Source organism: Streptomyces sp. NTD107 (genome assembly GCF_059510435.1).
This window is the reverse complement of record NZ_JCAJZV010000038.1, coordinates 1-1,553: the sequence shown is the minus strand read 5'-3', so window position 1 is coordinate 1,553 and position 1,553 is coordinate 1. Positions and strand designations below refer to the sequence as shown.

The window sequence follows — 1,553 nt, the reverse complement described above, 5'->3', positions numbered from 1 at the left end:
AAATTCACAGTGGACGCGAGCATCTGAGGACAAGCCCTCGGCCTATTAGTACCAGTCAACTCCACCTCTCACGAGGCTTCCATATCTGGCCTATCAACCCTGTCGTCTACAGGGAGCCTTACCCCATCAAGTGGGAGGGAGCCCTCATCTCGAAGCAGGCTTCCCGCTTAGATGCTTTCAGCGGTTATCCTTTCCGAACGTAGCCAACCAGCCATGCCCTTGGCAGAACAACTGGCACACCAGAGGTTCGTCCGTCCCGGTCCTCTCGTACTAGGGACAGCCCTTCTCAAGACTCCTACGCGCGCAGCGGATAGGGACCGAACTGTCTCACGACGTTCTAAACCCAGCTCGCGTACCGCTTTAATGGGCGAACAGCCCAACCCTTGGGACCAACTCCAGCCCCAGGATGCGACGAGCCGACATCGAGGTGCCAAACCATCCCGTCGATACGGACTCTTGGGGAAGATCAGCCTGTTATCCCCGGGGTACCTTTTATCCGTTGAGCGACGGCGCTTCCACAAACCACCGCCGGATCACTAGTCCCTGCTTTCGCACCTGCTCGACCTGCCAGTCTCACAGTCAAGCTCCCTTGTGCACTTACACTCACCACCTGATGACCAACCAGGCTGAGGGAACCTTTGGGCGCCTCCGTTACTCTTTAGGAGGCAACCGCCCCAGTTAAACTACCCACCAGACACTGTCCCCGATCCGGATCACGGACCCAGGTTAGACATCCAGCACGATCAGAGTGGTATTTCAACAACGACTCCACCCGAACTAGCGTCCAGGCTTCACAGTCTCCCACCTATCCTACACAAACCGAACCGAACACCAATATCAAGCTATAGTAAAGGTCCCGGGGTCTTTCCGTCCTGCTGCGCGAAACGAGCATCTTTACTCGTAGTGCAATTTCACCGGGCCTATGGTTGAGACAGTCAAGAAGTCGTTACGCCATTCGTGCAGGTCGGAACTTACCCGACAAGGAATTTCGCTACCTTAGGATGGTTATAGTTACCACCGCCGTTTACTGGCGCTTAAGTTCTCAGCTTCGCCCTGTCGAAACAGAGCTAACCGGTCCCCTTAACGTTCCAGCACCGGGCAGGCGTCAGTCCGTATACATCGCCTTACAGCTTCGCACGGACCTGTGTTTTTAGTAAACAGTCGCTTCTCGCTGGTCTCTGCGGCCACCCCCAGCTCCGAGTGCAAGACTCATCACCGGAAATGGCCCCCCTTCTCCCGAAGTTACGGGGGCATTTTGCCGAGTTCCTTAACCATAGTTCACCCGAACGCCTCGGTATACTCTACCTGACCACCTGAGTCGGTTTAGGGTACGGGCCATTGTGAAACTCGCTAGAGGCTTTTCTCGACAGCATAGGATCATCCACTTCACCACAATCGGCTCGGCATCAGGTCTCACCCTCGTGTGGAACGGATTTACCTGCTCCACGGGCCACACCCTTACCCCGGGACAACCACCGCCCGGGCTGGACTACCTTCCTGCGTCACCCCATCACTCACCTACTACAGGTCTGGACCACCGACTCCACCACTCC

Annotated in this window: 1 rRNA gene; it reads right to left on the bottom strand. The window is 56.2% G+C overall.

Features of this window, described 5'->3' with window-relative positions:
* Window positions 1–25: 25 nt before the first annotated feature.
* Window positions 26–1,553 (bottom strand): 23S ribosomal RNA (locus AC5WRL_RS28055); the annotation flags it as partial.